This is a genomic window from Tenericutes bacterium MZ-XQ (assembly GCA_002838205.1).
Lineage (GTDB): Bacteria > Bacillota_I > Bacilli_A > Acholeplasmatales > Acholeplasmataceae > Mariniplasma.
The window spans coordinates 721,805-747,751 of sequence record CP017950.1 but is presented as its reverse complement, the minus strand read 5'-3'; the positions used below and the strand labels follow the sequence as shown (position 1 = coordinate 747,751).

Annotated in this window: 21 protein-coding genes; 18 read left to right on the top strand and 3 right to left on the bottom strand. The window is 31.3% G+C overall.

Annotated elements, in window-relative coordinates; translation table 11 throughout:
* Nucleotide 1: 1 nt before the first annotated feature.
* Complete coding sequence (locus tag BK011_03700; GenBank protein AUD64822.1) at nucleotides 2-1,276, bottom strand: hypothetical protein; 1,275 nt, start codon at nucleotides 1,274-1,276, stop codon at nucleotides 2-4.
* Between the two features lie 867 nt (nucleotides 1,277-2,143).
* On the opposite strand from BK011_03700, the gene BK011_03695 reads away from it, so the two are divergent.
* On the top strand, nucleotides 2,144-3,109 hold the full coding sequence (locus tag BK011_03695; protein ID AUD64821.1) for a hypothetical protein: 966 nt from the start codon (nucleotides 2,144-2,146) through the stop codon (nucleotides 3,107-3,109).
* A 239-nt stretch (nucleotides 3,110-3,348) separates the two neighbouring features.
* Nucleotides 3,349-3,816: a hypothetical protein gene (locus BK011_03690; GenBank protein AUD64820.1), complete on the top strand. Its 468-nt coding sequence runs from the start codon at nucleotides 3,349-3,351 to the stop codon at nucleotides 3,814-3,816.
* A 146-nt stretch (nucleotides 3,817-3,962) separates the two neighbouring features.
* Here the strand turns inward: BK011_03690 and BK011_03685 are convergent, their stop codons facing one another.
* Complete coding sequence (locus tag BK011_03685) at nucleotides 3,963-4,778, bottom strand: hypothetical protein (protein AUD66139.1); 816 nt, start codon at nucleotides 4,776-4,778, stop codon at nucleotides 3,963-3,965.
* An 876-nt stretch (nucleotides 4,779-5,654) separates the two neighbouring features.
* On the opposite strand from BK011_03685, the gene BK011_03680 reads away from it, so the two are divergent.
* The 8 genes from BK011_03680 (at nucleotide 5,655) to BK011_03645 (ending at nucleotide 14,916) form a co-directional block, all read left to right on the top strand.
* A complete protein-coding gene (locus BK011_03680) occupies nucleotides 5,655-6,299 on the top strand; it encodes a hypothetical protein (GenBank protein ID AUD66138.1) in 645 nt (214 codons plus the stop codon).
* Between the two features lie 132 nt (nucleotides 6,300-6,431).
* Nucleotides 6,432-6,974 carry a hypothetical protein gene (locus BK011_03675; protein ID AUD64819.1) on the top strand — a complete coding sequence of 181 codons (543 nt, stop codon included), beginning with the start codon at nucleotides 6,432-6,434 and terminating at the stop codon, nucleotides 6,972-6,974.
* 739 nt (nucleotides 6,975-7,713) lie between these two features.
* Nucleotides 7,714-7,929, top strand: coding sequence for a heavy metal-binding protein (locus tag BK011_03670; protein AUD64818.1), 216 nt, complete (start codon nucleotides 7,714-7,716; stop codon nucleotides 7,927-7,929).
* Nucleotides 7,926-9,827: a copper-translocating P-type ATPase gene (locus tag BK011_03665; GenBank protein ID AUD64817.1), complete on the top strand. Its 1,902-nt coding sequence runs from the start codon at nucleotides 7,926-7,928 to the stop codon at nucleotides 9,825-9,827. Before BK011_03670 ends, BK011_03665 begins: the two co-directional genes overlap by 4 nt.
* Nucleotides 9,766-10,449, top strand: a complete 684-nt coding sequence (locus tag BK011_03660; protein ID AUD64816.1) for a hypothetical protein — start codon at nucleotides 9,766-9,768, stop codon at nucleotides 10,447-10,449. Before BK011_03665 ends, BK011_03660 begins: the two co-directional genes overlap by 62 nt.
* A gap of 668 nt (nucleotides 10,450-11,117) precedes the next feature.
* Complete coding sequence (locus BK011_03655; GenBank protein ID AUD66137.1) at nucleotides 11,118-11,750, top strand: hypothetical protein; 633 nt, start codon at nucleotides 11,118-11,120, stop codon at nucleotides 11,748-11,750.
* Between the two features lie 443 nt (nucleotides 11,751-12,193).
* Nucleotides 12,194-12,559, top strand: coding sequence for a transcriptional regulator (locus BK011_03650; GenBank protein AUD64815.1), 366 nt, complete (start codon nucleotides 12,194-12,196; stop codon nucleotides 12,557-12,559).
* A 14-nt stretch (nucleotides 12,560-12,573) separates the two neighbouring features.
* Entirely contained in the window at nucleotides 12,574-14,916 is a 2,343-nt protein-coding gene (locus tag BK011_03645) for a cadmium-translocating P-type ATPase (protein AUD64814.1), read from the top strand.
* 277 nt (nucleotides 14,917-15,193) lie between these two features.
* Here the strand turns inward: BK011_03645 and BK011_03640 are convergent, their stop codons facing one another.
* A complete protein-coding gene (locus tag BK011_03640; GenBank protein AUD64813.1) occupies nucleotides 15,194-15,577 on the bottom strand; it encodes a hypothetical protein in 384 nt (127 codons plus the stop codon).
* 154 nt (nucleotides 15,578-15,731) lie between these two features.
* Here BK011_03640 and BK011_03635 point away from each other — a divergent pair, with 154 nt between their 5' ends.
* The 8 genes from BK011_03635 to BK011_03600 all read left to right on the top strand — a co-directional run bounded on the left by BK011_03635 (nucleotide 15,732) and on the right by BK011_03600 (nucleotide 25,935).
* Nucleotides 15,732-17,372 carry a mercury(II) reductase gene (locus tag BK011_03635; GenBank protein AUD64812.1) on the top strand — a complete coding sequence of 547 codons (1,641 nt, stop codon included), beginning with the start codon at nucleotides 15,732-15,734 and terminating at the stop codon, nucleotides 17,370-17,372.
* A 527-nt stretch (nucleotides 17,373-17,899) separates the two neighbouring features.
* Nucleotides 17,900-18,613: a hypothetical protein gene (locus tag BK011_03630; protein ID AUD64811.1), complete on the top strand. Its 714-nt coding sequence runs from the start codon at nucleotides 17,900-17,902 to the stop codon at nucleotides 18,611-18,613.
* Between the two features lie 382 nt (nucleotides 18,614-18,995).
* Nucleotides 18,996-20,861 carry a hypothetical protein gene (locus BK011_03625; GenBank protein AUD64810.1) on the top strand — a complete coding sequence of 622 codons (1,866 nt, stop codon included), beginning with the start codon at nucleotides 18,996-18,998 and terminating at the stop codon, nucleotides 20,859-20,861.
* 42 nt (nucleotides 20,862-20,903) lie between these two features.
* Nucleotides 20,904-21,668, top strand: a complete 765-nt coding sequence (locus BK011_03620) for a hypothetical protein (protein AUD64809.1) — start codon at nucleotides 20,904-20,906, stop codon at nucleotides 21,666-21,668.
* 78 nt (nucleotides 21,669-21,746) lie between these two features.
* Nucleotides 21,747-22,130: a GNAT family N-acetyltransferase gene (locus BK011_03615; GenBank protein ID AUD64808.1), complete on the top strand. Its 384-nt coding sequence runs from the start codon at nucleotides 21,747-21,749 to the stop codon at nucleotides 22,128-22,130.
* Between the two features lie 55 nt (nucleotides 22,131-22,185).
* Entirely contained in the window at nucleotides 22,186-23,985 is a 1,800-nt protein-coding gene (locus tag BK011_03610) for an oligoendopeptidase F (GenBank protein AUD64807.1), read from the top strand.
* Between the two features lie 162 nt (nucleotides 23,986-24,147).
* The gene (locus BK011_03605) at nucleotides 24,148-24,501 is read left to right on the top strand and encodes a hypothetical protein (protein AUD64806.1); all 354 of its coding nucleotides are present in this window, start codon (nucleotides 24,148-24,150) and stop codon (nucleotides 24,499-24,501) included.
* An 18-nt stretch (nucleotides 24,502-24,519) separates the two neighbouring features.
* Complete coding sequence (locus tag BK011_03600; GenBank protein AUD64805.1) at nucleotides 24,520-25,935, top strand: hypothetical protein; 1,416 nt, start codon at nucleotides 24,520-24,522, stop codon at nucleotides 25,933-25,935.
* The last annotated feature ends 12 nt before the right edge of the window (nucleotides 25,936-25,947 follow it).

Below are 25,947 nucleotides of genomic sequence, written 5' to 3'. Positions count from 1 at the left end.
ATTAGAGCTGATACACAAGCCTTTGTGTATCAGCTTTTTTATATATGCTTTCTTTTAGATTAGGTGTAATCATGCCTATACCCGAATGCAATCTTTTCTTATTATAGTAGTCCATATATTCATTTACTTTAAGTTTGTAAGCTTGATCTGTAGGAAAAGGATAACTTGGATAAACAGCTTCTCTTTTGAAGTGAGAGAAAAATGATTCCATAGCTGCATTATCATAAGGATAACCAACAGCACTATAGGATAGTTGGACATTAAACTTTTGAAGATGTGTTCTAAAGATTTTTGATGTGTATTGAACACCTCTGTCAGAGTGAAACATCATTGGATGTGTCTTTCTATAGTTTGTAGCTTGTTTATAAGTGTTTAATGATAATCTAGTATTGTTTATTTTTGATATATCAAAAGCTATAACCTTTCTAGCAAAGAGATCAATAATCACACATAAATAGACAGGTCTATAATTTATTTTGATTTCTGTGATATCACTAACCCAAACGCGATTTGGCATTGCCTGATTGAAGTCTTGTTTTAGTAAGTTTCTATATTTGATGGATGTTTTTGGTCTGTTATATTTTTTAGCTTTATTCTCTTTGCTGAACTGCAAACCAAGTTCATGCATGAGATACCTTATCTTCTTTTCACTGGCAATGATTTGTTGCTCCTGCAATATGACTTTGTATTTAGCAGCACTGGCTATTTTGTTTTGCTTATTATATATAAACATGATTTTTTCTTTGAGTAATTTATCCCTTTCAATTGCAGGAGTTGTTTGATGATTTTTATAGTTATAATATGTAGATCTTGTTACATTAAATAACTTGCACATAAACTCAATGGAGTGTGTTTTACTGTTTAAAGTAATCAATGAAATTCTTTCATTAACTGACATTTGGTTTGTTATAGAATATGTTCTAAATAATTGATGTAATGCATCATACTTAGCTTTTTCAATAACTTTCACTTGACTTTTTTTTAAAGGCAATGTACCTATTGTGTCAATCCAATGATAAACGGTTGATTTTGATAGCTGATATAGTTCACATATTTCTATAACCTTTGATCCACCCTTTATTTTTTGAATAACCTCATTTTTAAATTCTAGTGAATGTCTTTTCTTGAGTAATTTCACTCTTTTTGTTTCATTTATCCAAAGATAGATAATGCTACGACTTATCTTATGCCTTTTTGCGAGAGTAGCTACGTTAACTCCATTATGATAGGATAATACTATTTTATCCTTTTGTTGACTTGTTTTTCTTTGTTTCATTTCTTTCACCTCGAGTTATTATACGATGAAATATAAGAAATAGTTCAAAAATAAAAAAAATAGACTGAATTCCAATATTCCAATAACAGTGTCCTTTTGATTGAGGCAAATTTTATGGCTTAATTAAGGGGACAATATGGAAATATATTAGATTAATTGAGTAATTTATGTCCAATTTAGTGTTGCTTTTTTATATGAGATCACTTGAAAATGTTAATAAATCGCTATAAATATATGATTTTAGATGAGAAATAAGGTCAAGATTTAAGACAAAGAAAATTGGAATTTTAGATTTTTGTTATATTAAGAATTGAATGTGCTATAATATAGAAAAGAAAGTTAAAAAAATGGTGGGGAAATAATATAAATAATGATAGATTTATAGGGTTCAAATCCCCTTTCCTCCACCAGTTCATCCAACGGTAGATGTATTGACGGTTGGTGTGATATCTTCTAGCCGCACTTGTCACACCACGACGAAGGGCGTACTTGACTAATGATTGACGATATTTTAGAATTTGAAGATCTGTTTTCATGGCTTTATTCCTCTTTCTTTTGTTTTTAGAGAGGGGGGAAGGTCTAAAAGTACTTCCTATGGTCCATGTTTGACAAATCTTCACTGTGCGTTTACACAATTTGGATGAAATGTCATAGTTCTATTGTAAACGCACACCGAAATTCTCACTTAATGTGTCCACTTTATTGACATAAAAGCAGTTTCCTGATAAAATAAAATACAACTATTTATGGAATTGTTTTTGGGAAACGGGAAAATACGGTCAAAAAAAATAAAATGCAAAAAAGTGCAATATTTATGTAGTTGCTTGCATTAGTATAATGAAAACAAAAAATGAAAGGAAGAAAAAAATGAAAAAATTAAGTTTATTATTATTGGTATTATTCGCAACAATTAGTCTTGCAGCTTGTGATGGAGTAAATTTAGATGGAGACAAAGACAAAGAAAACAATGACAATACTCCGACTGTTACAGAAAATGATCCTGAACTAACAACAGATTTAGCCTCAGCAACATTTATATCACAAGGTTTATTATCAAGTTCAACTAACTCAACTGTAACTTACCAAAGAGACACTCATGTCATGAAATTATCAACAGCACAAAACATGACTACAGAAGCTAGCATTGAATCAAGAATGGAGCAGATGATGACATATCTTGACATCATTGAAGTATTCTTAGATGGTTCACCAGAAGAAGTTTTAAATGTAGAACATGAAGAGTCTACGAAAGAAGGTTATTCTAGTCAGATATCATATCAAATTGAAGGTGTAACTTATAATGTTTATTATAATGTAGTAAACTCTGATGAAGATAACACTCTTGAAGAAGGAGAATTTACACTTGAAGGTATCCTAGAGTATAGTGATTTATCTTTCAATGTAAACGGTGGAGCAGAAACTTCTGCTACAGATGGAGAGATTGAATTATGGTATGAAACTGTTGACCCTGTTACTGATGACTACGTAAGAGTTGAAGTTTACAAGGACGCATTTGAACAATACTTCGAGATTGATTCATATATGAATGGATTAGATTCATATTCTGAAATTCGTATGGAAAAAGATGGATTAGACGGAGCAGTTGAGATTTACATCGATGAGAACGATATGGATTACACATACGAGATTACAAAAGAAGTAGATGGGAACAGTACTATATTTTACTTCGAGTACAGTGTCGGTGATGTTTATGGATCTATTGAAATGACAGTAACTATAGACAGTGAGGGTAATGAAGTACGACATTTCATCATTGAAGAAGGTGACTATTACCGCGAGTATACTGAAGGTATTTCTGACGATGATGCATAAACAAAACTGGATTGTATAACGATTTTAAGTAATTCTAAAAGTATTTCAACACTATTTATCGTGTTCTTATTAGTAGAATAAACTGATAAAAGAAATCAATTATGATGTGATAGATTACAAAAAAATGTATCACTCACAGAATCTGATCAATACATGGTATTATTAGAATAAAAACCATCATTTAGATGGTTTTTTTCTTACATAAGTAAAATATATTATAATCTATTATAACAATCATCATTTTATTTGTACGTCAATTCTATTATAAGAATGTATTTGCACCAAAACCGAATAAACCAAATCATATAGGGGTAGCAGTAATTATTCAATATGAGAATAAGATTTTACTAGAACATAGAGTAGATAGTGATAGATGGGCTATAATTGGTGGAGGCTTAAATATAAATGAAGATTTGGTTTCCTGTGCAATACGAGAGGTTTTTGAAGAAACCGGACTAAAAATCAATAAAAATCAATTGCAGTATTTTAACATATATGACGATCCTTCAAGAATAGCTCATTATCCAGACGGGAACGTTCTGCGCGTAATCACTGTTGTGTATCATATAAAACTATTTGATTTTCCTATATTAAAAACAAGTTTAGAATCTAAAGAATTGAAATTCTTTTCAAAAGATGAAATCATGCGCATAAAGATGGCTGAAACACATATTCCAATTATTCAGGAATACTATATCTTAGAGTAATTTCATTTAAGACATTGCTGCAGTAAATATACCAGAATTGTTATTTAAACTAGATTGGACTGTATAGGGTGTTTCCAACACTTATTTTGGGAATTATACCTATTCTTATAGAAAAACCATCAGCAATGATGGTCTTTTTTTTGGCTTTATTTAGAGATTTTTTCATATTCTTCAGGAGTTTTATATTTAAGAGATGCATGTGGACGTTGTGTGTTAAAAAAGACAATGTATTCGTCAATAGCTTTTTCTAATTCTTCAAAGCTATTATAGATATGTCGATAGATTTCTTCTTTCTTTAAACTAGCAAAGAAGCTCTCAGCTACTGAGTTATCATATGGACAACCTTTTTTTGAAAACGATTGTGTAATTTTGTTTTCTTTGAGTAATTTTTTGAATGATTTGGCAGTATATTGTTGACCTTGATCGCTATGAAATATTAATTCCTTTGGTTTGTTTCTAGATTTATATGTCTTTTTCATCAATTCGATTAACTCTGATGCTTCTAATGTTTTAGCCAATCTATGACCGATAACTTTTCTTGAGTATAAATCAATAATAACAATTAAATAATAATGTTCTTTCCTTACACGAATGTAAGTGATATCGCTAACCCATATTTTATTGACTTCTGGATAATACTCGGATTTAGACATGATATTTGGTTTATATGAGTATTTTCTTTTATGATAGTTATTATAGTTTTCATCAGGTTGATTAGGTTTAAGATTCATTTCCTTCATTAATCTCACAACACGGGCGTGACTAATAATGTAATTATCCTTTTTCAATAGGATACGAATTTTACGGCCGCCAAATCTACCATCTGAATCCTTAAAAATAGATTGTATTAATGGTTTAAATTGATCATCTTCTTCATCAACGAGATATACCTCAGGTTTTCTATTTTTATCATGATAGAATGTAGAAGTATTTAAATTAAGTACTCTACAAATTGCTTTGATTGGATATTGCTTTTCTTCCAGTAAGTATACCAAATCAATCTTGTGTTTTTTAGCGATATCAAGATTTGCTATAATGTATTGCTGGATTTGATTTTCTCTATCAAGTTTTTCTATCATTCTTTGATAATCATAAATTTGTCTTTTACTAGTAGTTAATTCTCGTATTGATTTGTCAGTATGTTTATCAATCCAGTTATAGATAGATGTCTTTGGAATACTATAATATTTTGATAAGTTGGATACGCTTTCTCCTTTCTGGTATTTTGTAATGATATTCTTTTTTAACTCTAATGTGTAAATCATTTATTTACCACCTTTCTAATTTTCAACTTTAATATTATACATTAGATGGTATAATTTATAAGAAGAGGTGGCTTTATGTTTGAAACTTGGAATAAATCTAAAATTAATAATCTCTCTCAAAAAGATATTGAACAGTGGTTTGATGTTCTTAATCACGGTCTTGAAGAAGATAGAGGATTTGATTTATCAGATCCCAACATAGAAAGTATTAGAGTAGGTATTAAAAAGGATTATATTGATTATTTAAAAAGTTGTGGAAACAATCAAAACTTTTATGCTTATTATATTTTACGAGATGATGGAACGATTGTATCTGTTTGTAGAATAGTGATTGTTGATGGTAATTACTATCTAGAAGGTCTAGAAACACACAGAAACTATTATCAAAAAGGTTTTGCAAGCAAGTTACTTACTAAAGTTTTGTATGAGTTAAAAAGATACAAACTTAAAACCATCTATTCTATTGTTAGAAATCATAATCATAAGTCATTAAACTTTCATTATAAAAACGGATTTAGTGTAGATGATAAGGATGATGTAGATACTAAATTTGTCCTAAATGTTGAGGATTATATTAGAAAAGAATTGTTTGATAACTGGGCGAATAACTATAGTAAAAGTGTTATTAAATCAGAACAAGAAGAAACATATCCATTTGCTGGATATTCTAGCATCAAATATCAGATTATTGATATTATAACAAAAAGGTCATTTGCACATATTCTTGATATGGGTGTGGGGACCGGAGAAATCACGAGTCCTTTATACAATTTAGGATATAGTGTAACAGGTGTGGATTTATCAGAAAAGATGATAGATATAGCCAAAAAGAAATTGCCTAATGCAATATTCATATGTGATACTTTCCAAAATTCTTTAACAAAACTGAATACTCAGTATGATTTCATCATATTCAATTATTCGATTCATCACCTTGACTATCAAAGTCAAATAGACTTGCTTCTAAAAATTAATGAGAACCTTAATAGTCAAGGAAGAATTATCATAGGTGATGTATCAACAGTAAATACGCTAGATATGAATAAACTACATGAAAAGTATGATTCTATTTGGGATGATGAAGAGTATTATCCAATACTAGATGTTTATCAAAAAAGTGATTTAAAGAATTATTACAAAATTTCTTATAACAAAATTAACGAAGTAGCCGGACTTTTTGAACTTTGCAAGTTGCGAACCAACTGTAACCGATTTTAAATAATTTAAAGAAAAAAACCTAAGATGAACTAACTGGACAAATTTGTCTCAGTTTTGACATACTTTCCCCTTTAAAGAAACAGTATTAAAAGTTATAATAATAGCATGAAATGATGAAGGGAGATTTATAATATGGATATTGATACTATCATTTTTGAAAATAGAAAAAAGCTAAATTTAACTCAAACAGATTTAGCTGATAAACTAGGTGTTTCTGGCAAAACAGTATCTAGATGGGAAAAAGGAATATCTACACCAGATGTCTATTCATTAAAAAAGATGTCAGAGGTTTTGAATATACCAATGAGTACTTTTTATGATGAGATTAATAAGTTAGATGTGACATCGCCTACAATAAATGTGAGTTCTATTAATCGTTATATGAGCAACACAATCATTTCAATTTGTATGCTGTTAGTAAGTTTCTTATTTTTATCAATTGTATTAAGCTATGAATCAGAGAGTTCTACCTTTATAGATATTATAGGTATTATTGGATTGACACTGATTATTCTATCCGTTACACTGTTCATCATTTCTTATATTAGTTTTTATAATGACATCAAATATAGCAATATGCTAAAAACATATAAGAAACACCTTTTTATTTATTTGGCTATTTACTTGGCTTTATTATTGCCATTAATTATTTTTGTAATCGTATCAGCCTTTTAAGCTGAGTTTAATACATTGTGATTGGGATTAGATTTAAACTCATGAACTTATTTATTAGAGAATGAAATATGAACTTTTAGCATTATTTATAGTAAAGTTAGTCTAGAGGTTATCAAAAATAGTGATAAAGTCCATAATGACAAGACAATTTGACATACAAGGGTTTGATACCCAACAATAAGTAGATAGTGGAAGACCCCATTTTGACACAATGAAATTGCTGCTAGAAAAAGTCGAAAAATAAAACCTCTAAACTAAGCCATAATTCAGGGGTGTAATTTTTTCGGGTGGGGGTGTAAAAATTTCCGTTAGGGGTGTAAAATTGTATCAAAATAGGTCATACAACCCATCTAACTAGAATAGGTCTGATACATAAGCGAATTACCATTCGCACTAAGTATTAGTCTTTTTTTCATGCGGAAGGGGTATATTATCCCTTTCTGCGTATTTCCGAGAGTCATTTAGAAGACAAAAACAGAACTTTTTCTTGCTTGTATGAAATTCTTATTCAATCATTTAAACAATTACCTAATTATTAACACGTTTACTCTACTATTTACACGATTATATAATGTTGAGAGCAGCTAACTCGAAGTAGATATAATGATACCTAAAAGTAAATTTTCAATAACGTGATATAATAAAACTTTAAAAAAACAAAAAACGTGTATAATCTTGATTTAGGTCAAGGAATTAAATGTTTTGTTCAACTATACTTAATACAGAAAGGGTGATAAAAATGAAAAAAACAATTTTACAACTTGAGACAGTAACATGTCCATCATGCATCAAAAGAATTGAAGGTAGTTTAAAAAAATTATCTGGAGTTGATCATGTTGAAGTTAAATTTAATGCTTCAAAAGTTGAAGTGAGACATGACGAAAATGAAATTACAATAGATGCTTTAAGTCACATGATTACTAAATTAGGTTACAAAGTATTAAGTGTCATATGAAATGGTTAAAACATAACCTCTATATCGTTACTATATCTATACTGTTTGTAGCATCCATGGTTTTGGATAATCTTGATCCGAATAACATTATCTCAAAGATAATCATGACTTTATTAACGATATTCGCAGGCTTTCATATATTTAAAAAAGCATTTATGGATTTAAGATATAGAATTATTGGTATTGATCTATTAGTTACGATTGCAGTGGTTGCAGCTTTCATAATCGGTGACTTATTTGAAGCTGCAGCAGTAACTTACTTATTTACTTTAGGACACGTTTTAGAAAAAAAATCATTAGAAAAAACAAGAAGTGCATTAAGTGTTTTAATTGATTTAAAACCGACATTTGCAAGAGTAATTGATAAAAATAATGAAACTATGGTAGAGCTTAATCAGTTAAAGCCTAAAGATATTATCTTAGTCAAACCAGGAGAAAAGATTCCTACTGATGGTGTTATTATTGAAGGTTCTGTGATGATTGATGAACAAATGATGACTGGTGAATCTATGCCTGTTTATAAAGAAGTTAATGATCAAGTATTTGGTGCAACTCTTCTACAATCCGGCTATATAAAAATAGAAGTTACTAAAGTTGGTAGCGATACTAGATTAAGTAAAATCATCCATATGGTAGAAGAAGCTCAAGATAAAAAAGCACATACTCAGAAATTTATGGAAGTATTTTCTAAATACTATACGCCATTTGTTGTGTTATTTGCGATCATTATTTATGGTTTGACTCTAGAGATTAGATTAGCGATTACTATGCTAGTTATTGCATGTCCTGGAGCACTCGTGATATCCACACCTGTTTCATTTGTTGCGGGTATTGGTAATGCTGCAAGAAAAGGTATATTATTTAAAGGTGGGGATTCGATTGAAAACTTATCTAAAGGTAACATTGTATTTTTTGATAAAACCGGGACGCTTACTTTAGGTAAACCCGTATTAAGTGAAATTAAAGTATATGACAACAATCAAAATCACTTATTGAAAATTGCGGCAATTGGAGAATCATTTAGTGAACATCCCCTATCTTTGGCTATTATTGAAGCAGCTAGAGAAAAAAATATAGATATAGAAGATGAACCAACAGATGTTGAAATGAAGATAGGCAAAGGTATTATTTTTACATACAATAAAATTAAATACGCTATTGGAAACAAACAATTACTATCTTTTGAAATACCACAACCGATTGAGCATGAAATCGAAATGATGGAAGCACAAGGGATGACAACCTTAATTATGTCAGATTCACAAAAAATATTAGGTTTATTTGGGATAGAAGATGGTATTAGAAATGAATCTGTAAAGCTCATCAGAAAACTTAAAAAACTAGGAATCAAACAAACAATTATGCTTACAGGAGATCAAAAAAGAGTAGCACATCATATAAGTCATACATTAGGTATTGATCAATATTATGCAGGGCTATTACCAGAGGATAAAGCAAGCATTATAGAATCTTATCATAAAGATAATCATACAATTTTTGTTGGCGATGGCATTAATGATGCTCTAGCACTTTCAACAGCAAATGCATCTGTTGCAGTTGGTGGTATGGGTAAAGATATAGCTATGGAAACTGCTGATGTTGTTTTATTAAGTGAAAATATTGGGAAATTAGAAGACGCCATCAAAATTAGTAAAAAAGTTAAAATGAACATGATCCAAAATGTAGTTTTCTCATTATTTGTGGTATTATTTTTAATAATAGGGGTTATCTTTAGACAAGTAACTATGTCTATAGGCATGCTAGTCCATGAATTTTCTGTATTAGTCGTCATCGTTAATGCAATCAGATTACTTAGGTATAACCAAGGAGGTCGTCATGACAAAAGATCTAGAACCAAGCAATTGCATAAAAGCAGTTCCGATCTTCAAAAATCTTAATGAAAAAGAACTAGATGAAATTATCATGATTTCTAATCATCAAAAATTAGATAAAGGTGATTTTATATATACAGCAGGAGAGTATATAAAGAGTCTTTATGTTGTACATCGTGGGAAAATTAAAATGACTAGATATGCAGAAGATGGTAAAGAACAAGTGATTAGAATTCTTTCTCATGGTGATTTTTTAGGAGAACTCGCTTTGTTTAATGATTCTAAAGTCAATACATATGCAGAAGCTTTAGAACCAACAGTTATATGTTTAGTTGAAAATAAAAGGTTAAAGAAACTAATGGCAGAAAGCCCAGCTTTATCGTTTAAAATGCTCAATGAGTTATCTAATCGATTAGAAAAAGCAGAAGCACTCATTGAATATCATCACTTATATTCTGCAGAAGCTAAAGTTTCTAGATTATTACTTGATCTTCAAAAAGATGGTATGGTTAAGTTCCATACGACAAAAGTTAATCTGGCTTCTCAATTAGGGATGACACCAGAGACATTTAGTAGAAAACTTAAAGCTTTAGATGATCTAGGTTATATAGAAATTATGAATAATAAATTTGTAAAAATCAAAGATATGTATCAGCTAGAACTATTAATTAATCCTGATCATATATAGTTACTCCAAAGACTCTTATAGAGTCTTTTTTTAATCATAAAGAGTTCTTCTTGGATTATCTAAGGAGGATCTTGCATAACAAATGTGAGTTTCTAGACAAATATTATACTCATCGAAAAAGAAGTATATAATCCATCACTAAAACTTTGTATTGCAAATTGTAAAGAATTAAACACAACACTAGATGAACTATTCTGGGGAGGAAGAAGTAATGAAAGATGAGCGTTTAAACAAAGATATGACCACACCAAGGGACAAGTATCTCTTTATGTAAGAATCACTACATTGGATGGGTTCATCATATGCATGGAAATAGTAGGATGCTTAACTTTTGATAGGGTGCGTAATTGTATTAAAATAGGTCATCAAACCCAATTTTGATTTAATAAGACCTATTAAAGGGATAAGTGTACCTATGCTGGAGTATGCCTATTCTATCGGGAGGTCTTTTTTATTTTCTCGGACAAATCATAGGAGGAAATCAAATGAAGGATTTAAAAGAACACATCGATGATGTACAAAGAAAATGTAGTTACTATTTTAAGAACACAGATTTGCTGCTTCAAGCTTTCACAAGAAAGTCTTATTCAGCTGAATTTGGTGGGGAAAACAATGAGGTTTTAGAGTTCTTAGGCGATCGAGTTTTGGATTTTTATGTAACCAAAGTCATCGCTGAAAGATATGGATTTTTCAAATCTCAAACGGATACATATGATGAGCAAGAAGATAACGATGAATATTGCATTAAGGCTCATCGAAATGAGCAAGATTTTACTGAGCTGAAGAAAGAAATCGTAAGTAATGCGAATCTTGCTAGAAGAATTGAAGAGTTAGGTTTCAAGTCGATGATGTATTTGGGTCAAAGTGATATTGATAATCAAGTATGGAATCAAGAAAAGGTTAGAGCTGAGCTATTCGAAGCCATTCTTGGTGCTATCGCAATCGACAGTGATTGGGATCCAGATGAGCTCCAAAACTCTGTGGAATTCATGCTTCAAATTGATGATCAATTACATGATGTAGAAGATGGCATGGATGAGCTAAAAGAAAATCTAACACAGGATAATGCAGTCAGCACACTTAAAGAATTGGCTGAAAGTGGCAGATGCTCCATACCACAATACGACCTTCCTGATGAGCAAGTTTATGACGATGGTGAGTATTGGTGGTCATGCACCTGCTATGTTCGCAGCTGGTCCATTCAAAAAACAGCACTTTCTAAGTCGAAAAAGGGTGCCAAAAGGTATGTCGCTTATCTCGTTTTGTGTGACTTCTTTGGTATTGAACCAGAAGAAGAATAATTTAAGATAACTGCCTATAAGGTACTTGGCTTCCCATTATATAGAAATGCTTCCCAGATAACACTAGGTTATGGTAATATTCCACATACAAGTAAAAACAGATCCCGAGATAGATTCAATATGAAATGCTCATAGCTCAAGGTTATGGGCATTTTTCATCCTTAAAGGTGTCTTTATTTTCTATCATAGAAAATATTATTTAGATTAAACAATATAATTAACTCAAAACCATAATAAAAAATTCTTGTTCATCGAAATAAGTTGGGAAAAATGACTTAAAACCTGAAATGCACCTAATATTCGTTACAATCTATTTGTTTCGATGCTAAAAAAATGCATAAAAAACGATGAAGCAATCTAAAGAAGTTGTTTTTATTGACTCCGTAGTTTATTGTGATATAATATATCTATATGAATGAGCGCTCATATAGATAGGAGATAGTATGGATCAAAAAGATATAATAGAGTTTTGTGAATGTAATGTTCTTCATCCTGAAAAAATTGAAATAGCCCATAAAAACTTACTAGATAATGAATCTATTTCACTGCTAACTTTGTTCTTCAAAACATTTAGCGATCCCACAAGAATGAAAATCATATTGGCATTAAAAGAAACCGAGTTGTGTGTATGCGATCTGTCTGCTGTGATCAATGTCAGTCAATCCGCTGTCTCACATCAATTGAAAACCTTAAGAGAGAATCGTTTGGTTAAATACCGAAAAGAAGGAAATGTTGTTTATTACTCGCTTGACGATGACCACGTCCACGTGTTAATAACTCAAGCAATGAATCATCTAAAACATAAGTAGAATGGAGAAAAAACATGAAAGAGATTAAATATAGTTTATCAGAAATAAGCTGTGCGAGTTGTGCAGATAAGATTGAACAAAAGATAAAGAAGTTAAACGGAGTTGAGGAAGGTTATTTAAACTTTGTTACAAAAGAAATCAAGGTACAAGTTGCGGATTCAACTGATACTGCAAGACTATTTGACACGATTAAAAAAATTGTGAAAGATGAAGAAGGTGATGTCGAGGTATGTGAACTAACCCCGAATGTCATTTATGCAATAGATGGTTTAGACTGTGCAAATTGTGCGGCTGAGATTGAAGAAAAATTAAACAAAACCGAAGGAATTTTAGGTGCCAACGTTGATTTTATAGCAAAAAAACTGACACTTCAATTCAAAAATTCGCTAGATCAAAAACGTATAGAAGAAAAGGTTCAAAAAATTATTGATAAAATTGAACCAGGCGTAACGATAGCACAATCAAATGTGAAGAATGAAGATCACGTGGATGAAGAATCATCAATGACGAAAGATTTAATCATCTTCGGTATAGGTATCTTACTATTTATTGGAGGATTATTGATTGCTGAAGGAACGGTTTTTCGTTATGTATTACTTATACTAAGTTATTTCATCATCGGTGGAGAAGTTGTACTGAAGGCAGTCAATAACATATATCGAGGTAAGGTGTTCGATGAAAACTTCTTAATGACGATAGCAACTATGGGTGCATTTGCTATTGGAGAGCATCCTGAAGCAGTTGCAGTTATGATTTTTTATAAGGTCGGTGAATTTTTCCAAGACGTAGCAGTCAATCGATCCAGAAGATCCATAAAAAAATTGATGTCAATCAGACCTGATGTCGCAACGATTAAAAAAGGCAACACTTCTGTGGAAATGCGTGTTGAAGACGTTCAAACTGGAGAGATAATGATCATTAAACCAGGCGAAAGAATTCCGCTTGATGGTGAAGTGTTGTCAGGAGATTCCACAATTGACACAAAAATTCTAACAGGAGAATCTGTGCCTGTAAATGTTACAAAAGGTGAGATGGTACTCTCTGGTTGTATTAATATCAATGGTTTATTGACCGTTAAAGTTACCAAACTCGCAAGCGAATCAACTGTTTCTAAGGTACTTGAAATGGTTGAAAATGCAACCAGCAAAAAAGCACCAACCGAGAATTTTATCACTAAATTTGCACGAGTATATACTCCAATTGTCACTTCGTTGGCTGTTTTGATTGCGGTAATACCACCACTCGTTATACAAGGTGCAACTTTTGAGGAATGGATCTACAGAGCACTTATATTCTTAGTTATTTCGTGTCCATGTGCACTCGTTGTATCGATTCCGCTTGGTTTCTTTGGTGGTATTGGAGCTGCATCAAGAAATGGTATCTTAGTTAAAGGTGGAAACTACCTAGAAGCATTAAATAACATTGAGATTGCAGTTTTTGATAAGACTGGCACATTGACTGAGGGAACGTTTACAGTGACTGAAATCAATACAGCTAATGGTGCAACACAAGAAGAGTTGCTCGAAAAAGCAGCTTATGTGGAAAGTTTTTCTAATCATCCTATCGCTGTCTCAGTCGTCAATAAATACAATAAAGAAATAGATCAAAGTTTAATAACTGATGTTGAAGAAATATCTGGACACGGTGTAAAAGCAACTTATCAAAATGATATCATTGCAATCGGGAATGCTAGATTGATGAAAAGAGAGGGTGTTGAATTCAAGGAATCTATTGCATTGGGTTCGATTATATACATCGCTATCAATGGAAAATATGTTGGAAATATTGTTGTTTCAGATCAGATAAAGCAAGACTCAAAAACTGCTATTAAAATGTTGAAGTCATTAGGCATAAAAAAAACTGTCATGCTAACTGGTGATAAGAAATTAGTTGCTGATACAGTTGGACAAGAGTTAGATATCGATGAAATTCATAGCGAATTGTTGCCTGAAGATAAGCTCAATATTGTAGAGAAGTTATTACTCCAAAAATCGAGCAGAGGGAAGCTGTTCTTTGTAGGTGATGGTATCAACGATACACCAGTATTAGCGAGAGCTGATATTGGAATTGCTATGGGTGGACTCGGTGCCGATGCAGCCATCGATGTAGCTGATGTCGTGATTATGAATGATGAGCCTTCTAAGATAGGTACTGCGGTCTTTGTGGCAAAGAGAACCAGAAAGATTGTTTGGCAAAATATATACTTCGCATTAGGAGTTAAATTCCTGTTTTTAGCCTTAGGAGCTATCGGAATTGCAACTATGTGGGAAGCCGTGATTGCTGATGTCGGGGTGTCATTATTAGCAGTACTAAATGCAATGAGGGTACTCAAATATAACTATAAAATAAATAATTAACTTAAATTATACTAACTTAATAGAGTTTATTCAATTTATGGTTATGTTTTTTAACAAGTCTTTAATAAAAACAGCTTCATTAAGCCATAAATTAAGGGTGCTAGAAAATTACATATATATGACACTAGGGTGCTAAAATTTTTACACGATTTGAAGGCTAGGGTGCTAAAGTTGTATTAAACCTCAGAACCTTAGACAGTAGAGTGACGGAGGACTTAAACCCTTTTGAATACTCTTTAGGTGATGTGATAAAATGAGTGTAGTTCGTATTGGCAATTTAGCATACGATCTCATTTGGACTGACTGATATCATTTTATAGATGAATGTACTTAATATCTCTGAATCAAGTTCATCGATGACTAAATTCTTTTTACCTAAAATCTCACCTATTTTATCCATACGTTTTTTGGTATCATAATTTTTTACGTGTTCAAGTTCAAACTTGTTAATCTCTGCTGTTAGAACTTTAAGTCGATCCGAGTATTCTCTATACTTGGCATTAAATATTGATTCTGGAATATCTGGTTTTTTTACCTTTGTATCAATTAGATTGGATAATGCTATTTCGTTTTCGTCTCTTTCTAATGTTAACTTTTCAATGATACTTTCAACATCATCAACCTTGATGGTTGATTTAATTACCCTTTGAATGGTTGTCATGATATCCAGATCTTTTAAGAAGACTTTGTATTTACGTCAATAAAGTGGATATAAAGAGAAAGCATCCTCGGGACATGATACAATATTATTGACAGTTAGATTAGATATAATGTGTACACTGAATTAAACAACTAAAATAAGAAAGGTAAAACATATGAAAAAGTATGAAGCAGTTATTCAAGGTATGACATGTGATGCCTGTGAAATCCATGTAGAAAAAGCTTTAGGGTCTATAGAAGTTAAAATCATTGATGTTGATTATAAAACAGGAGTTGCTCAATTTGTCTCAAATGAAAGCGTTTCTTTTAAAGATGTTGAATTGGCATTGAGTAAAACACCATATTATTTGAAATCTGTACATGAAGAGAATCATATAGCACAAGACAGCACATCCAATAAAAAAGATTTTGATTTAATTATTATTGGATCAGGCAGTGCTGCTTTTTCTGCAGCAATTAAGGCTAAAGAATATGGTAAGACGGTAGCAATTATAGAACGGGATACGATTGGAGGCACATGTGTTAACGTTGGATGTGTGCCATCAAAAACCATGATTCGTGCAGGTTATATAAATCAATTTTCAAAGAGCCACAATTTTCAAGGATTAAATATATCATCAAACGAGGTAAATTTTGAACAACTGATTGACCAAAAGAATCATTTAGTTGACCAGTTAAGACAAAAAAAATATATAAACTTACTAGATGTTTATCAAATTGAACTTATTAAAGGACACGCAAGATTTATCAATAGTAGTCAAATTTCAGTAAATAACAACGTTTATACTGCAGATAAATACTTGATTGCGACAGGTTCTAAGCCTGTGATTCCCAATATAAAGGGGTTAGATCAGGTTAATTATTTGACCAGTACTACATTACTAGAATTAAAAAAAACACCTAAAAGTATTGTTATTATCGGATCTGGATATATTGCACTAGAACTCGGACAAATGTTAAAAAATTTGGGATCAAAAGTTACTTTTTTAAGAAGAAGTCATTATTTATTAAAAGAGTATGATTCAGAAATATCGATTAAAATGGAGGAAATACTAAAGACTGATGGTATTGAATTGATCAATGATATTTCTTATGACAAAGTTGAAAAGAACCAGGATTTGATTCAGATTCATTTCACAAAAAACAACGAGAAAACATATTTAGAAAGTGAAGCACTACTCGTTGCAGCCGGACGTACTCCTAGTACAGAAGATTTGAATCTTGATTTAGCTGGAGTTAAACTTGGTGATACAAACGAGATATTAATTAACGATTTCGGTGTAACTAGCAATGAAAATATTTATGCAGCTGGTGATGTCACTGGTGGTCCTATGTTTGTATACGTTGCAGCTTATCAAGGTGGAGTAGTTATGGATAACGCATTTGGTAATGTTAAAAAGACGATAGATTTGAGATATGTGCCTAGTGTTATATTCACGACACCCTCAATCGCATCTGTTGGCTACACTGAACATGAAGCAAACAGGCTAGGATACTCAACAGTTTCACGAACAATTGATTTAGAAATGGTGCCAAGAGCACTCGTCAATCATGACACTAGGGGTCTTTTCAAAATTGTTGTTGATCAAGCAACTAACAAAATTATAGGTGTACATATTTTGGCTGAGGATGCTGGTGAGATCATTTACTCAGCCACATTGGCCATCAAATTCGGATTAACGATTCAAGATTTAAAAGAAACGATGGTTCCATATCTAACCATGTCAGAAGGACTTAAGTTAGCAATCCTCTCGCTTGAAAAAGATGTTTCTCATTTATCTTGTTGTGCAGTTTAATCATTAATTAGGCAGAACTGAATTGGTATATATAAGACTTATTCAATAGTTGCTTTCGATTATCCTCTTGGTAAAGCTATAATTTTAGGGTGCTAAATTGTTTTAACATCGATTACCTTAAACAGTTAAGTAAAGGGGATTTATACCCTACAAATCAATCTTTTGATGTAGAAATCAACGATGGTACTTTGATCTAATAATTTAATAGTTAAAATCAAAAAATATGTTTCTTTGGTATTATAGACGGTTTTCAACCATGTAAGGGGAAACATATTTTAGCCGTTTTTGATGTTACTTCAATACACACATGGTTGATTTTGCAAGCAATTTGGTTTTTTCAACGCAGATTGAATGTGACAACATACTATTAAAACTGACGGAAAATGGACAAACCTAATTGGACAAACAATTTTGCTGTTTTTATTGTATAATTGTAATAAACAGTTGTTGTTTTATGACTTATGAAAATATGAACTATTAGCACAAAAACAGATTTAGTAGTAAAGAAGAGATTAAGGAGAAAAAACATGAATCACAAAAATAAATTTCTGGAGTATGACCATAACAGAGCTATCATTTATTCAGCTCTAGAAGGACAATATAATTATGATTTGATAAAATGTAAAGAGCAATGTAGTATCCTGTGTACAATATTTGACTTTCATTTCATTCAAGGACAATCTAGCGAACATCATCTAGAAATATATCAAGGTATAAAAGAATATATTATAAATAAACAAAAGAATGAGTTTATCTTATTTGCACCTACAGAAAAATGGAAACCTACTTTAACAAAAGTCTTTCATAAATTAAACGGTGTTATTGATCAAAGAAGCATCTTTGAACTTGATAAAGAAAAGTTTTTAAATCAGTTTAATCAACATCAGTTTCGCTATCATGTTGAACTGATTGATGAGCAAACCAATGGTTCAAAAATTAGTTTCAAAACTGCAGTTATTAAAAAAGATGATCAAGTCATATCTTACTGTAAAGGATTCATGATAGGCGATAAACAGGTTGAAATTGATGTTTTTACTGATGAGAACTTTCGAGGCAATAACATGGCTTTTGAGGTGTCATTGTGTCTAATCAAGTATTTGCTAGATCATCAGTTAACCCCAAATTGGAGTTGTTGGTCTAAAAAAGAATCATCAAAACGCTTAGCACAAAAACTAGGATTCGACTTCAAAAAGAATGTTAATGCATATATTTGGGTCAGTGATTTTGGTATGCCATTGTAGGTTAAACTGAAAACATAGAGCATTTCAAATCGTGCACAAAACTAATGATTTTACAAGATGTCAAATATAAAAACCAATCCTTAAGTGATTGGGTATAGTTGTTTATTGGACTTACTTATTAATTTATATCTGAGAAACAAAACACTTCCATATTACAATTTATATGGAGGTGTTTTAATCATTTTAATGAATCTTATGAAAAATTTTCCTTAATTAAAAATGCTCGCTTTATTGCAATTTAGAATCAGCCAAATATGCCTTGTTTAGAACATTTACATATATGGTAATAAATGATAAAATAATATGAGTAATAAAAAACGAAATAACACTATACAAAGTAGATAAAAACAGTTCTAAAAAAGATAGAAAAGAGGTGAGCAACATGATTGAATGCAATATTAATAACATAAAAAAATCTTATGGTGCAAACCTTATTTTTGAAAATATTTCTTTTTCAGTCCAAAGCGGTGAACGCATTGGACTTATTGGACCAAATGGCTGTGGAAAAACAACACTCTTAAAGATTCTTAATAAGCAAGAAAATATTGCAGAAGGTGAAGTTACTTTTAAAAAAGGAACACATGTTGGATATTTAGATCAAATTCCTGATCTAGAGGATGGCATTATTGTAGAAGACATTTTACTAGAAGCAAAAAAAGATATTATGGACTTAAAAAAAGAAATAGATGATATCGCTAAACAACTTCAAAATAAAACTGGGAAAACTTTAGAGCGATTATTAGATACATATAGCGATTTAATCCACGACTTCGAACAAAAAGATGGATATCTAGTAGAAACAACCATAAACAAAGTTTGTACAGGATTAAAAATATCTAACGACATGAGAAAACTATCATTTTCTGTATTATCTGGTGGAGAAAAAACAAGAGTGATGCTTGCGAAGATTTTATTAGAAAATCCTAGCCTTCTACTATTAGATGAACCAAGTAATCACCTTGATTTAGAATCTATTGAATGGCTTGAAAACTATTTAAAAGAATATCAAGGTAGTGTTATTATTGTTTCGCATGACCGATATTTCCTTGACAATGTTTGTCAAAAAATTGTTGAACTATCCATAAATCGCGCAATTGTCTATCACGGTAATTATAGTTATTATGTAATCGAAAGAGAAAGACGTTTTCTGTTAGAATTAAAAGCTTATTTAGCCTTGGAAAAACAAACGAAGCGAATGGAAGAGCAAATCAAAAGATATCGCATATGGGGAGAAATGCGAGATTCAGATAAAATGTTTAAAAGAGCTAAAGAGTTAGAGAAAAGATTAAGTAAAATAGAACCTTTAGATAAACCAGTGAAAGAGCATCAAAAAATGAAGCTTGATCATGGAAAAGTGATGCGAAGTGGAAAACGTGTTTTAGAAGCCAAAAATATAAAGAAACAATTTGATGATTTAGTGATATTTAAAAACGCACATGTGGATGTGATATATCAAGATCATCTTGCCATATTGGGTCCTAATGGCAGTGGAAAAACGACATTACTAAATATGTTACTTAATGATTATCATAAAGAAGACCCTATGTTTAAGTGGGGTAGTAACATTAAGATTGGCTATTTACCACAAGAAGTTATTTTTGATAACGAAAAGCAAACGATTATTGATTTTTTTATGGATAAACATCATGTAAATCAAGCAGTAGCAAGAAGAGAGCTTGCCAAGGCATTATTTGTTAAGGATGATGTCTTTAAGCAAATTGATATGTTAAGTGGTGGAGAAAAAAGTAAGCTTATGCTTTGTTCACTGACATATGATGAAGTCAATTTGATGATTTTGGATGAACCAACGAATCATTTGGATATTGATTCAAGAGAAACATTAGAAGAAATGCTCATGGATTATCAAGGCACATTATTATTTATCTCTCATGACCGATACTTTATTAATAAAATTGCTACTAGAATAGGTGAGATCCAAAACTATAAGATTAAATATTATGAAGGTGATTTTAGCTATTACAAACTTATGAAACAAAAAGAACAAGAAGAAAAGCAAAAAAAGAAAGATAAAAAAACAGCAGTTAGAGTAAAACAAAAACCTATAGAGCATAGAGATATTATCAGTGAGATTGAAGAGATTGAAAATCAAGTAAATGAAATTGATATAAAGATGAATGCGGATGCTTTTGATAATGTGAAGTTATTAAGCCATTACGAAAAAAAAGAAGAACTATTAAAAACTCTTACGAAACTATATAGTTTGCTTGAAGAACAAGATGATATTTAAATTAGCATCTGAAAGATAAATTGAACATTAGGAGACATACTTATGAAGAAAAATATTCCAATCATAGATCATATAGGATTAAACGAAGAAGGACTGATATCAGCAGAAAAAATGTTTTCATCGAGAAATATAGAGAAGCTACCACCTCATATTACAACCGCTCTAGTTTTATTTGATCCTAGACCCTCACAAGAAATCCTAGACAAATCAAAAGAGTTATACAAGTTTGTTACAGCGTCTAGCATTTTATCCCAATATGTTTATGATGATAAAATCGTTGTAGCATATGCGCCACTTGGAGGTCCTGCCACTGGCGGTTTAATTGAGGAGCTTTTAGCATTTGGGATTAAAAAGATATTAGCATGTGGTAGTAGTGGACTTATTGGGGATTTCCCTAAAGAGAATTTTTTAATTGTTACAAAAGCAATTCGAGATGAAGGTTTAAGTTATCATTATTTAGAACCAAGTTTGTATGTTGAAACTGACCAAAATCAAAATCGTTTAATTGAAGCTGCTTTAAAACGCCACCACCTTAATTGCGATCAAGGGATTACTTGGACAACTGATGCGTTTTATAGAGAAACAAAATCAAGAATGGGATTGCGTAAAGAACAAGGCGCAATCGCAGTTGAAATGGAATGTGCTTCAATTGCAGCAGTTTGTAAGTATAGGAATGTGCCTTTTTCTCAAGTCTTATATTTTTCAGATATTGTAAAACAAGAAGGCTGGTCTAATTTTCTTGATACAAGAGCATCAATTAAAGAGAAAATAAACAAGATTATGACCGAGATTGCAATTCATCTATAAGCATATAGTTTATGACATATTGAGGGTCGAAAAAAAATATGAAAGTTCAGTATGTTTAATGAATGAGGTGAAATGATTATGGAAATCAGAAAATATACAAAAAATGATGAATCCTTATTATTTGATTTACTCGTTGATGAAGGTGATGAATGGATGGATTATCATAGTCCAAATGGGCGCAAAAAATATAGGAAAGCAATCGCATCAAGTATCGTCTATATCGCTTTAAAGAATAACGAGTTATGTGGTTACGTTCGCTGTAAGGATGATGGCGGATTTGGAATCTATATATACGACTTACTTGTAAGAAAAAGCCACCGAGGTAAGCAGTTGGGTCGAAAACTAATAGAAAAAGTTTCAAAAGATTATCCTAGTCAAACGGTTTATGTTATGAGTGATGTTGATGCATATTATAAAAAACTTGGCTATGAAAAAGTGGGGTCAATTTTTGTTGTTAAATAATCATTGAAAAAGATCATCAGGAGCTATGTTATAATAAGTTAAAGGAGTGATTGAAATGAAGAAACAGTTACCAAAACGTCATGAACTTGACGTTAATTACACATGGGATATGAAAAACCTATTCAAACAAGAAGAGGATTTTTTAAAAGCATTTGACTTTTTAGAAAAAGAAGTTCATCAATTTTGTGAATATTTTGAACAACAATTAAAGACAAAAGAAATGATTAATGAAGCACTCATCAAGTATCAAAGCATACAAGCTCAAGTATCTAGAATTAATGCGTATGCATCACTACAAATGAGTACAGATTCAATTTTAGAAGAAAATCAAATGCGCCAAGGGAAAGCGATGCTAAGATTCCAGGCGATTTCAAGAAAACTTTCTTTTTTTATGAATGAACTAAAACAAGCAAGTAATGAACTTTTGTTAGATGTTATAAAACTAAACGAAGATCACAAGTATTTTTTATCAGATTTAATGGAGGATAAAAAATATGCACTACTACCTGATGTAGAAAAAGCACTTGTGGCATTATCACCAGTTTTAAACGCATCATATACAAACTATAGTAGATTTAAATTAGCAGATATGAAATTTTCTGATTTTATAGTAGATCAGGTCACTTATCCAAATTCATTCACACTTTTTGAAAATGAATATGAATATGAAGAAAACACAAATGTTAGAAGAAAAGCATATGAGACTTTTTATCAAAAACTAGCCGAGTACCAACATGGGTTTGCAAGTAATTATCAAGCACACGTACAAAGAGAAAAAATAATGTCTGAACTTAGAGGTTATTCAAGTGTCTTCGATTATTTGCTACATGACCAAAAAGTAACCAAGGATTTTATGGACCGTCAAATTGATTTGATTATGGAGAAATTAGCACCAGCCATGAGAAGATATGCGAAATGTCTTCAAAAAATTCATGGATTAGATCAAATGACTTATGCTGATTTAAAAATTGCTGTAGACCCAACATTTGAACCTAAAGTAACGATTGAACAATCAAAAAAATTGCTCATAGAAGGTTTATCAGTTTTAGGCGAAGAGTATAATCAAATCGTTAAAAAAGCGTTTGATGAAAGATGGATTGATTTTCCTCAAAATCAAGGAAAATCAACAGGCGGATTTTGTTCATCACCTTATGGTGCATCCTCATATATATTAATTAATTGGAACGGTCAAATGGATGAAGTCATGGTTTTAGCACATGAAATTGGTCATGCTGGTCACTTCCAGTATGCAAACAGTCATCAAAGCATATTAAATACCAGACCATCTATGTACTTTGTTGAGGCACCATCAACAACCAATGAGTTATTAATGGCAAATCATCTGATTGAAAATGCTCAATCAGAAAGAGAGAAAACTTGGATTAAATCTGTGATGATATCAAGAACATATTATCATAACTTTGTGACCCATTTATTAGAGGCAGCTTTCCAAAGAGAAGTTTATTTGAAAGTTGATCGAAAAGAACCACTTTCAGCAAATATATTAAATCATATTAAACTTAACATATTGCGTAAGTTTTGGGGAGATGCTGTTACGATTCCAGAGTGGGCAGGTCTAACGTGGATGAGACAACCACATTATTTTATGGGACTTTATCCATATACATATTCTGCTGGTCTTACATTAGGTACTAAAGTATCTAAAATGATTGAGCAACATACGATTAAACCGGAAGACTGGATTGCTGTTTTAAAAGCCGGAGGCACAAAAGCCCCTCTTGATCTAGCAAAAATGGTAAATGTTGATTTATCAACTGATGGAGTTTTGCTTGAAGTTATTGAAGAGATATCAAAGATTATTGACGATATCATTGCCAGCAAACAAGAAAAATAAATATTAAGAAGAGTTGAAAATCAAACTTCAACTCTTTTATTTGTTTCATGTTTAGATGTACTGTATATTTGATTGGTTTTTGTGATAAACTAATATATATTAAGCAAATGATGAAAGGCAAAATGTCTAAGCAATGAGTTGCTTTAGATGTATGGGTGAATTATGAGACACTATATGAGTTTAACTCCAGAACCTTATGAAATGATCAAAAATGGTGATAAAACCATTGAGTTGCGTTTAAACGATGAGAAAAGATCTTTCATACGTATTGGAGATATGATTGAATTTACACATACATCAAATCATACAAATAAAATGGAAGTTATCGTAATGAATCTTTATCAATATCATACATTTGAAGCATTATATGATAATTTACCATTAGATCAATGTGGATATGATAAATCAAATATAAGAGATGCAAGTCCTGATGATATGTTAAAGTACTATTCAAAAGAACAGCAAATCATTCATGGTGTCCTTGGTATCGAAATCAAATTTGTAAGAGAACTTTAAAAAGTGATGGTGAGGTATATGAAGAAAATCGCTTTAATTATCATAATATTCGGTTTCATCATCGCACTTTCATCCTGTGATGAAGTTAATTTTGAGTTTGTACCCGATCCAAAAGATCCTGAAGGTCCAATCATTGATGAATCATTAGGTACATTTGATCGCCTTTTCGAATCGATTACTTATAGAAAAATTACAATTAATCTAACAGAAGAGAACTGGGAGTCTTTAGCTCAATCTCTATTGGATCATCAGTCACAGTTTGGCAATCTAAAAACTGATCAATATGTTCATGCTGATATGATTTATGAAGATGATCAGGGTAAGATTGAAATTGACAATATTGGCTTTAGAACAAGAGGCAACCTATCTTTACAACCACTTATGGATGAATCAGGCAATATTAATATGAATAGTTTCAAAATCAATTTTAGAGAACAATTTTCAGGACTTCATCCTGAAAATTCTGGTAGAAGAGGTTTTGAACTTAAAGAGCTTGACTTGAAATGGAATCGAAACGATGATGAGACTTATATCACTGAATCTTATGCTCTTGATATGTTTAACCAGTTTGGTGTGCATGCTTCTAAAACGTCTTTTGTGCTTTTAAGTCTTAGCATTGATGGAGATGAAACATTGATGGGGTTGTATACAGCCTTTGAGCCTATTGATGATGAGTTTATTGAAAGAAGATTTTCTAAAGCGGAAAGTGATGGCGACTTATATAAATCTTTGTGGCAACACTATGGACCCGCTACCCTTGAACCTATAACGAATCCTGATGCAATAGGTATTAGAGATGTTCGTTCAAATTATATGCCAGCATATGATTTGAAAACAAACAAAGACACATCAGATCATAGTGCTCTTTTAGATTTTATAGATCAATTGAATTTTTTAAGCGATCAAGAACTAGAAACTTACTTGAATCAGTATTTTGAAGTAGAAATGTTTTTAAGGTTACTTGCAGTTAACGTTTTTATTGGAAATCCTGATGATTATAGAGCAATGGGTAACAACTATTTTATGTATCAAAATAGTGAAAATTTAAGATGGATGATGATACCTTACGATTTTGATCATGGTCTAGGTCAAGGTTGGTGGCAAAGCAGTGTTTATCCAAATTACTCGATTGGCGTTGATATATATGATTGGTTTGATTTAAACGATGCTTTAACAGGTTTTGATTATAAGCACCCACTAGTTGATAGAATATTGGAAAACGGTGCATATAAAGCTTTATATGATCAAATTTTAAATGAAATTCTTAATGATACATATTTTACGACAAATTATTTTATTACTAGATATCATTTGGTTAAACAAGTTTTTGAAGGGACTTTTGATCATGCACTTCACAATCAGTCTTTTGGATTAAGAAATGTTGAATCTTACATCAACGATAAAAGAGAAGATGTAACAAACCAGCTCAAATAATTAAAAGAAAGA